The sequence below is a fragment of the Microbacterium sp. genome (genome assembly GCF_035277845.1).
Lineage (GTDB): Bacteria > Actinomycetota > Actinomycetes > Actinomycetales > Microbacteriaceae > Microbacterium.
On record NZ_DATEJS010000208.1, the window covers coordinates 1 to 9,490 of the forward strand.

Here is a 9,490-nt window from a genome sequence, read left to right on the forward strand (position 1 = left end):
GACGAGGAAGATCTCCGGGCGCACCTCGACGGCGCGGTACGGGTGGGTGCCGGTTGCGCCAGCGCCGTCTCCTTCGGTGATCGTCCACGTGACGAGCCCGTCTGAGAAGGTGTGCACGACGGTCCAGCCGTTCTCGAAGAGCACCTCGAGGGGGGCGGCCTCGAGTTTTGCACTGGCAGGGAGGCTCGGCTCACCGAAGCCGGCCAGCATTGCGGTCACATCCGGCCATTCCTCGGTAGGGACGTAGCCCTGCTTGGTCGGATCGAGCTGCTGCGGGGTGGTCGTGGACATTGGTGTTCCCTTCAATGGAGTCAGGTAGATGGTTGTCGGTAGCAGCTTCGTCAGCTCGCGGCGGCGACGATCTTGTCGAAGTCGACGTTCTTCTTCAGCAGCGGGAGAACCGCTCCGATGGCGAAGAACACGGGGATGAACCAAAGGAGTTCGCGGGCGATGGTGCCGTCGCCGGAGAGCATCGCGTCGTAGTTCACGATCGAGATGACCAGGATGGTGACCATCAGCACAATGGACACGGCCGGCGCCACTCGGGTGGTCCAGAAGCCTCGTTCGAGCTTCTCGCGGAGGAAGAAGACCAGGATGGAGACCGAGGCGAAACCCATCATCACGATGAAGCCGACGGTTCCCAGGGCGACGAACCACGAGAAGACGACCACGATCGGGTCGGCTCCTGCCCACAGGAACGCCATCAGGATGACACCGATGATGATGCTGTTGACGAGGGCCGCGCGGGCGGGAACCTGCGATCGCTTGGACACGTGGTCGAGCTGCTTGGGCAGGGCGCGGGCCCGGCCCAGTGCGTAGACGTAGCGGGCGAACATGTTCTGCACGCCGATGAGCATTGCGATGAAGCTCGAGACGACGAGCACCTGCATGGTGAGGTCGAGCCACGGGCCAACGTACTTCGCAGCGACGTCGAAGATGATGCCGGAGAGGTTGTTGGCTGCTGCCGCCTGGACCTTGTCCGGGCCGACAGCGACGCTCACCGCCCAGGTCGCGAGGGTGTAGAAGACGCCAACGAAGATGATGACCGCGAACAGTGCGCGCGGGATCGTCTTACGGGGCTGACGAGCTTCCTCGCTGAAGACGGTGGTCGCCTCGAACGTCGTGAAGCACGCGAAGACGAAGAGCACAGCGACCCCGAGCCCCGGATTCACCAGCTGCGTGGGCGAGAAGCTGACGACAGAGAGGTCCTTGCCGCCGGATCCGGCGACGACCCCGCCGATGAAGACCGTGATCGCGATGATCTCCAAGATGAGGAGCACACCGAGCACCCGCAGGTTCAAGTTCACGCCGCGCATCGTCAGGGCGGTCGAGATGATCAGGAAGCCAAGGCACCAGACCCACACGGGGAGGTTGAGGCCGAAGATCCGGTGCATGAGCTGCTGAGCGAAGACCCCGAACTGCGCCCAGAGGCCGACCTGCAGAGAGATGTAGGTGACGAGGACGATCCCGGATGCGCCGGTCGCGGCGTGTTTGCCGAGGCCGCGCGCGATGTACGCAACGAAGCCGCCCGCGCTCACGACGTGCCGACTCATCTTCAGGTAGCCGATCGCGAAGATCGCGATAACGAGCGCGACGAGGACGTAGACGATGGGAACACCGGGTCCCATGATCGAGAAGATCACCGGGCTGGCTCCGACGAACGCGGCCATCGGTGCCGCCGCCGAGACGACGAAGAACGCGATACCGATGAATCCCAGGCTGTTGCGCTTCAGATGTGTCTCCGACGCTGGCGTCGGCGTCTCGACACCTTGTTGTGTCCTGCTCACGGGGTCCTCCTTTGGACCGTCCCGGCCGATCGCAACAGTGCGGGCGCGGAAGCTTATTTCGGGTAGTTCGGGCCGGTGAGTGCGAAGACTTACTCGCGAGGGAGCCCTAAGCAGTTGCTTAGTTAGATGGTAGACACGCATCGCGAACGATGTCAAGAGGCAGTTCGAGACTGCGCAGAGGGAGCGCCTATATTGAGGCTGTGAGCAACGAGAGCCGTCCAATCGCCTACGGGGATGGCAGGGAAGCCCTCCTCGCCGCGACGATGCGTGTAACCGCCCGCAAGGGTCTTCGCGGCCTGACCTTCCGTGCCGTCGCCGATGAAGCCGGGGTGAACAACACCCTGATCGCGCACTACTTCCGGAATCGAGACGGACTCCTGTCCGCGGCGCTCGAATGGAGCGCTGATCGGTCCATCGGCGCGGCCGACCTCAGCGAGTACGCCACGGATGCGGACTCGTTCCGCGAGCACCTCGTCCGTAACGTCTTGGGCGACCCAGACATCGAACTGTTCCAGTTCGAGATGATCCTCGAAGCGACGCGGCGCCCCGAGCTACAGCCATCGGTCCGCGAGCTTTACCGCCGATACACCGCCGCTCTCGCAGCTGGTCGAACCTCCCTCGGCGCCGACGACAACCCCGGACTGAACCGTGCCATGTTTGCGGCTCTCGACGGCCTCACCCTTCAATACTTCGCGCGCGCGATCACAGTGGAGGAACTCAGCGAGGCCGTGCAAGCACTCGGCATCGCAGTCGGCACCCCCTCTCGACTGTGACCCTCCTCCCCCAACTCACCACGTGGGGGATGTTAGCCATTCCCGCAGAACACGCCGCCACCGCTCGGGATCGGAGTTCCAGCACATCGTGTGGTCTGCGCGGAAAGTCTCCAAGCGGGACTGCTGCGGTGCCGGCGGGTAGCGTGCTGAGACCGGAGGAAGCCGGCATCGGTTCCCTACCCGCCAGCGCCACACCCGCGAGCACTGGTCAGCCCTCCTGCCCGGGACCGGTTCCGTGGCGAACGGTGCTTTCCAGCCACTCGACGACTTCGTCGAGCACGTACAGCACCGACTTCCCGGCCTTCCGATAGCGCGGGCCGGTGCCGGTGTGACGCCAGTACGCGAGCTTGGCCGTGTTCAGTGTCGGCAGCGCCTCTGCCACCTCGTCGGGCGTCAGGTAACGATGCGCGAGTTGCGTCTCGATGTCGATGTCCATGATTCACCTCCATATGCACAAGCACGTCAATGTTTGACATCGGTCTACCCGTAGTGCTTAACTTTGTCAAGAACAAGCAATGCGTAAGCGTGACGCGGTCAGGCAAACTAAGGAGGTGAAGATCGACGTGCGTACCCCAGAAGGCAACAAGGTGGGCTGGCAGGACGCCACCCACCACATCGGACCCGCGTTGCGCATCGTCCCCCGATTCACGGTGGACGCCGAAGACGACCAGACCGGGCTCGGCAACACTCTCGACGTGGAATACGACCCGGTCGAGGGAAGGTTCGTCATCCGGCAGGCCTCCGTCCGGTCCCTCACCGGAACGGAAATCACCGGCACCGAACTCCGCCAGGTCCGTCTCGCCGAGGCCCTGCAACAGGCATCCCCGCACTGCGTCGCGTTCACCCTCGACGACGACAGCAACACGGCCGTCACCGCCGCGGATGTCGCGGCCGAAGATCAGCGCCTCCTCCCCCAGTGGCTCGCCGCGACGCTCGCCGAACTCCCGGAGGGACGCAACCTGCCGGAGCCGGCACGCACCGAAGCCCGCGAAGCCCGCCTCGATGCCGTCCAGCTCGTCTACGGCGTCGCCGCGCTCACCGGGCAGCCTCCGGCGAAGGCCATCGAACGCGAACTCGGCGTCGCACCCCGCACCGCCGCCCACTGGATCCACCTGGCCCGCCAGGCCGGCCGGCTCGAGGGGCTCGGGTACTCCGCCGGTCGCCCTCCCCGTGGGTAGCATCCAGTCTTACGAGACCAAAGAAGGCAAGCGGTACCTCGTTCGGTACAAGAAGCCCGACGGTTCGCACGGCAACAAGCGCGGCTTCACCCGCAAAGCGGATGCGAAGGAGTTCCTCGCCAGCACGATGGCGTCGATCTCCGAGCGCACGTTCATCGATCCGCGCAGCGGCGACATCCTCGTCCGCACACTCGGTGAAGCCTGGCTCCTCGATCAGCAGACGATCCTGAAGCCGTCCACCCTCCACTCGATCGACTCGTCCTGGCGAGTGCACGTCGAGCCGCGCTGGGGCGCGATCAAGGTCGCCGACGTGCGGCACAGCGACATCCGCGCCTGGGTCGCGCAGCTCGCCACCGATCGCAGCGCGACCACCGTGCTCCGCGCTCACGGCGTCCTGTCCGGAGTCCTCGACGTCGCCGCTCGTGACCGGCGAATCGGCACCAACCCGGCGCTCGGCGTCCCGATGCCGCGCCGCACCCGGAAGCCGCGCGTGTATCTGTCCCATGCGCAGGTCGCCGCGCTCGCCCAGCAGTCCCGATTCCCCGAGATGATCTACTTCCTCACCTACACCGGCGCCCGTTGGGGCGAGGCGATGGGGCTCCGCGTGCGCACCATCGACCTGAACCGCCGTCGCGTCCTCATCGAGGATAACGCGGTCCGCGTCGCCGGTCGGGTAGAGGTCGGCACCCCGAAGACGCACGTGACCCGCAGTGTGCCGATCCCGCCGATGCTGATGCCGTACTTCGACCAGGTGGTCGCGGTGCGCCGCCCCGACAACCTGGTGTTCGGCGACGGGGTCAACCATCTCCTTCCACCCAACTCGAAGAACGGCTGGTTCGCGGCCGCGGTGAAGCGCTGCCAGCGTGCCGACCCGCGCTTCCCGCGGATCACGCCGCACGATCTCCGGCACACCACCGCGAGCCTGGCGATCAGTTCGGGGGCGAACGTGAAGGCCGTCCAACGCCTGCTCGGTCATGCCTCGGCCGCGATGACCCTGGACACCTACGCGGACCTCTTCGAAGACGACCTCGACGCGGTCTCCCTGAGGCTGGAAGCGGCACGGCAGAGCGCCGCCGCGAAACCGTCTACGCGGACTTTTTACCCAATTCTTACCCACGAGGCCCTCTCGCCTCATGACAGAGGCCCCGGCATCCCTTGAAAACACTGGGATGTCGGGGCCTCGCACGGTGGCGGTGGCGGTGACGGTGGGATTTGAACTCTTCTGCAAACGGTGACGTTGGCCAACAATCACGACTGTTTCCTTGACTTCACGCGAGTTTGAGGGACCGCCAAGTCCGCTTCGACGGAGTTGGAGACCGTTCGGCCCCGCAGGTTTCGCTTCGTTCCTACCCACGGATTACCCGGCTACCGCACGAGACACACTCGACCCCTACGACAGCCGGGACCACCGAACTGTGACCGTCAATTGCACTCGGTTCGATCCGCGTCCGAGACATAGCGAGCATCGAAGCTGCTTTCACAGCACCCGTCCATCGACGGCCGATGCAGGCCCGGCGATGCCGAGGAGTACCCGGGCAGCCTGAGTGAACATCCGGACGACAACCTCGCCGTCGAACCCTGGGTTCTCACTCACCTGTTGAAGGACAAGCCCGTCCTCGAGGCCGAGCAACTGGGTGGCGACGTCGGCAGCAGCCTCGGTGACGAAGTCACCGGACGCAATGCCCGCCTCAATGAGATCGACGTACAGCGAGTGCTCGGCAGTCCACAGTCGGGCGAGCAGTCCCGCGTGCTCCGAATTGCGCGCGGTGCGTCCGTGCATTTCGTAGAACAGCCGGATCGTGTCCCGGTCGGCCCACGGCGGAACTCCCGCACGCGCCACGGACGTGATGCGGTCGAACGGTGTCGCGCCCTGTTCGCACGCCAATCGCCGGGTTGCGAGGTAGCGACCGACTGCGTCCTCATGCACCGCCAACAGCAACGCGTCTTGATCAGGGAAGTGGTACAGGACGGCACCGGTCGACAGGCCGGCTTCGGCCGCAACCTGACGGATGCGGATGCCCTCCACCCCTTGGGCCACAACGAGCCGCGCGGTCGCATCGATGATGCTTCGACGGCTCGGTCCTCCGTCACGACTCATCCGATCCTCACCTTCCCCTTGACAAGCATCATCCCATACTTGATCATATGTTCATATTGCACGTTTGTTCAGGTATCCGGACAGAGGAGTCCCCCATGAGCGCATCCGGCATGAGCGCACCCGAACTCGAGACCTCCGACATCCGCACCCAGCACTTCCGCAAGACGCTGGGGCGGATCGACATCATCCTGCTCTCGATCAGCGCGATCATCGCGATCGACACCGTCGCCCAGATCGCGGCCGGCGGCGGGGCGGAGGCATTCACCTGGACGCTGGTGATCGGCATCACGTTCCTGTTCCCGTACGCGCTCATCGTCGCCGAGCTCGGCAGCACGTTCCACGGCGAAGGCGGACCATTCGTGTGGGTGCGGCTCGCCTACGGCAAGCTCGCCGCCGCGATCTCGACGATGTTCTACTGGATCACCAACCCGCTGTGGATGGGCGGGTCGCTGGTGTTCATCGCCGCGCTCACCTGGGACACCTACATCTCGCCGCTGCCGTCGGGCAGTGCCGGCGACTACGTCTTCAAGCTGGTCTTCATCTGGGTGGCGATCGCCACCGCCATCATCGGCCTGCAGTACGGCAAGTACATCGTCGCCGCGGGCGGCATCGTGAAGGTGGCGCTGCTGGTGATCTTCGTCGTCACCGTCGCGATCTACGCGGCCAAGTACGGCGTGCACGGCTACGCGGTCGGCGACTTCTCGCCCACTCTCGGCGGGTTCCTCGCCGTCACCCCCGTCATCCTCTTCGCGGTCGTCGGCTTCGAGGCGCCGAACGGTGCCGCGGAAGAGATGCGCGACCCGCAGAAGGATGTCCCGAAGGCCGTGGCATCCTCGGGTCTCATCTCGATCCTCTGCTACCTGGTGCCGATCTTCGCGATCCTCGCGGTGCTGCCCGCCAGCAAGGTGCAGGGCGCGTCGGGTCTGCTGGACGCCTTCAAAGAGGTGTTCAAGGTCTACGGACCGGCCGCGAGCTCGCTCATGTGGATCGCCGCGGTGCTGTTCATCTTCGTCGTGCTGACCCAGGCGTCGGCGTGGATGATCGCCTCCGACCGGGTGCAGGCCGCGGCCGGCGCCGACGGCGCGTTCTTCCGCTACTTCGGCAAGTTCTCGCCGCGCCTCGGCACTCCGGTGCGCATGAACCTGCTCTCCGGAATCGTCGCGACGGTGTTCTGCGTCGCCGCGACCATGCTGCTCAACGGCAGCACCGCCGACATCTTCACGGTGGTGCTGATCATCGCGATCTCGACCCGGCTGCTGTCGTACCTCATCATCTTCCCGACGGTCATCGCCCTCCGTCGCAAGCACCCCGAGGTGCACCGGCCGTTCCGGGTACCCGGCGGAACCGTGGGACTCTGGATCTGCACCGTCGTCATCTACGCCTGGGTGCTCCTCGGATCATGGGTCGCGGTCTTCCCCGGCACCCTCGAAGGCCTCCTCGGGGTGGACTACAACTTCCACGACACGTGGGGCGTGAGCCGCACCACCTTCGAAGTGTTCACCATCGCCACCCTGCTCGTCATCGCCGCACTCGCCATCGTCGGATACCTCTTCGAGCGTCGCCGCGGTGCGCGCCCGACCAACCTGGACGTCATCAAAGCCACCGCATCGGTCGGCGACTGAGACTTCCCATCACCTGAAGGAGAAAACGTCATGACCATTGAATCCAACGTCGAGAGGCACTACCCAGTGAGCCAGTCCTCGATCACTATCCGCGACGTGCGCGGCCTCGACCCGGCGGACATCGACCTGCCCCGTGGCGACCTCGATGTCGATGCTGCCCTGGCCGTCACTCTCCCGGTGATCCAAGACGTTCGCACTCGAGGCGTCGAAGCACTGATGGACTACGCGGAGCGGTTCGATGGCATCCGGCCCCCGTCGCTTCGCGTCCCCCAACGGGTACTCGACGACGCACTGAGCAACCTGGACCCAGAGGTGAAGGCGGCCCTCGAGGAGACCATTCGACGGGTCCGGGCCGTTCATCATGATCAGAAGCGCAACGAGCACACCACGACGCTGGCACCAGGCGCGACTGTCACGGAACGCTGGATCCCGGTCGACCGTGTCGGGCTCTACGTGCCCGGCGGGCGTGCGGTCTATCCCAGCTCAGTGGTGATGAACGCTGTGGCGGCGCAGGAAGCCGGCGTTCCCTCACTTGCGATCGCCTCTCCTCCCCAGCGTGATCACGGTGGCTGGCCGCACCCGACTATCCTGGCCGCGGCCGCCCTCCTCGGCGTCCCGGAGGTCTACGCCGCGGGCGGCGCTCAGGCAATCGCGATGTTCGCGCACGGCATCCGCAACACAGACGGCAGCTGGATATGTGAACCAGTCGCCATGGTCACTGGTCCCGGCAACATCTATGTCGCCGCCGCGAAACGAGCCCTCCGCGGCCGGGTGGGAATCGATTCCGGGGCCGGCCCGACCGAGGTGGCGATACTCGTCGACGACTCCGCCAACCCTGGTTGGGTGGCCGCGGACTTGATCAGCCAGGCCGAGCATGACGTGATCGCCGCCGCCGTGCTGGTCACCACGAGCGAGACATTCGCTCACGCCGTCGTCGACGAGCTCGAAATCCAGCTCCTGGCCGTCAAGCACGGCGATCGCATCCGCCAAGCGCTGCGCGGGCCACAGTCGGGGATTCTGATCGTCGACGATCTCGATGCGGGAATCCAGGTGGTCGACGCGTACGCCGCCGAGCACCTGGAGATCCACACCCGCGATGCCGCCGCAGTCGCGCGACGGGTAAAGAACGCCGGGGCCATCTTCGTCGGTTCGTACGCGCCGGTCTCACTCGGCGACTACTGTGCCGGGTCCAATCACGTCCTGCCGACCGGTGGCTCGGCTAGACACACGAGCGGACTCTCCGTGCAGACATTCCTTCGCGGCGTACACCTCATCGAGTACGACAAGGAGGCCCTCGCCCAAGTGGAACCGGTCGTCTCAACGCTGGCCAACGCCGAGGATCTGCCAGCGCACGGCTACGCGGCCCGAATCCGGCGCAACGCCTGACGATTCGACCCGCGCAGTCGATGCGCGCAGGAATCACCGACGGCATCACCCCGAAACAGAGGAGAGGATCGATGGCCGACTGGCGCTTACGTGAACTCCACGACGACGATCTCGACGGCATCCTGCACCTGTGGGAAGAACCTCGTCGATCGGAGGTCGAGCCCGTTTACGATCTCAGCGAGGTGATCGCGTCGTCTCAGAAGGACCACGCGATCGTGGCGGTGCACGGCGACGAGGTGATCGGGGCGGTGGTCGGTCGCGCAGCGCACGATCAGGGCTGGATCGTGTTCCTCGCAACGGCGGAGCCGTGGCGGCGGCAGGGGATCGGCACAGCGCTGCTCGCAGCGCTCGAGAAGAGGATGGCGCCGATCGGCCTGGCGAAGCTGTCGGTGCTGATGCCCGATGTCGACACCCGGGTGCAGGCGTTCGCGCATCAGGGGTTCGAGCTCAAGCAGCAGCTGCGGTACTTCGAGCGTCGCATCCCGGTGCAGCGCACCGAGCTCACCTCGTTCGCCGAGCTCGGCGCCCGCCTCATGCCGCGAGACCTGTGCGAGAAGGTCGCGGGGATGCGCCGCGAGAAGGAGATCCTCGAGCAGCGCCTGGTGCTGCCGCTGGCCGAGCCCGACCTCGCCGACCGGTTCGGGGT

Annotated in this window: 10 protein-coding genes; 6 read left to right on the top strand and 4 right to left on the bottom strand. The window is 65.6% G+C overall.

Annotated features, from left to right (window positions below):
* Both VJR25_RS08870 and VJR25_RS08875 read right to left on the bottom strand, forming a co-directional pair.
* Nucleotides 1–291 (bottom strand): MoaF N-terminal domain-containing protein (locus VJR25_RS08870; protein WP_324114611.1); only part of this gene is annotated, 291 nt, incomplete at its 3' end.
* A 50-nt stretch (nucleotides 292–341) separates the two neighbouring features.
* Nucleotides 342–1,787: an APC family permease gene (locus VJR25_RS08875; RefSeq protein WP_324114612.1), complete on the bottom strand. Its 1,446-nt coding sequence runs from the start codon at nucleotides 1,785–1,787 to the stop codon at nucleotides 342–344.
* A 200-nt stretch (nucleotides 1,788–1,987) separates the two neighbouring features.
* Here VJR25_RS08875 and VJR25_RS08880 point away from each other — a divergent pair, with 200 nt between their 5' ends.
* Nucleotides 1,988–2,560, top strand: a complete 573-nt coding sequence (locus VJR25_RS08880; RefSeq protein ID WP_324114613.1) for a TetR/AcrR family transcriptional regulator — start codon at nucleotides 1,988–1,990, stop codon at nucleotides 2,558–2,560.
* Nucleotides 2,561–2,768: 208 nt separating this feature from the next.
* Here VJR25_RS08880 and VJR25_RS08885 read toward each other — a convergent pair whose 3' ends face one another.
* A complete protein-coding gene (locus VJR25_RS08885; RefSeq protein WP_324114614.1) occupies nucleotides 2,769–2,996 on the bottom strand; it encodes a hypothetical protein in 228 nt (75 codons plus the stop codon).
* 79 nt (nucleotides 2,997–3,075) lie between these two features.
* Here VJR25_RS08885 and VJR25_RS08890 point away from each other — a divergent pair, with 79 nt between their 5' ends.
* Complete coding sequence (locus VJR25_RS08890; protein ID WP_324114615.1) at nucleotides 3,076–3,738, top strand: hypothetical protein; 663 nt, start codon at nucleotides 3,076–3,078, stop codon at nucleotides 3,736–3,738.
* The gene (locus VJR25_RS08895) at nucleotides 3,731–4,897 is read left to right on the top strand and encodes a site-specific integrase (RefSeq protein ID WP_324114616.1); all 1,167 of its coding nucleotides are present in this window, start codon (nucleotides 3,731–3,733) and stop codon (nucleotides 4,895–4,897) included. The genes VJR25_RS08890 and VJR25_RS08895 overlap by 8 nt, the downstream gene beginning before the upstream one ends.
* Before the next feature lie 318 nt (nucleotides 4,898–5,215).
* On the opposite strand, the gene VJR25_RS08900 is transcribed toward VJR25_RS08895, so the two are convergent.
* The gene (locus tag VJR25_RS08900; RefSeq protein WP_324114617.1) at nucleotides 5,216–5,836 is read right to left on the bottom strand and encodes a TetR/AcrR family transcriptional regulator; all 621 of its coding nucleotides are present in this window, start codon (nucleotides 5,834–5,836) and stop codon (nucleotides 5,216–5,218) included.
* A 95-nt stretch (nucleotides 5,837–5,931) separates the two neighbouring features.
* Between VJR25_RS08900 and VJR25_RS08905 the strand changes: the two genes are divergently transcribed.
* The 3 genes from VJR25_RS08905 to VJR25_RS08915 all read left to right on the top strand — a co-directional run.
* Complete coding sequence (locus VJR25_RS08905) at nucleotides 5,932–7,458, top strand: APC family permease (protein ID WP_324114618.1); 1,527 nt, start codon at nucleotides 5,932–5,934, stop codon at nucleotides 7,456–7,458.
* 30 nt (nucleotides 7,459–7,488) lie between these two features.
* The gene (gene hisD, locus VJR25_RS08910; RefSeq protein ID WP_324114619.1) at nucleotides 7,489–8,844 is read left to right on the top strand and encodes a histidinol dehydrogenase; all 1,356 of its coding nucleotides are present in this window, start codon (nucleotides 7,489–7,491) and stop codon (nucleotides 8,842–8,844) included.
* Between the two features lie 71 nt (nucleotides 8,845–8,915).
* On the top strand, nucleotides 8,916–9,490 hold a 575-nt coding region (locus VJR25_RS08915; protein ID WP_324114620.1), incomplete at its 3' end, for a GNAT family N-acetyltransferase.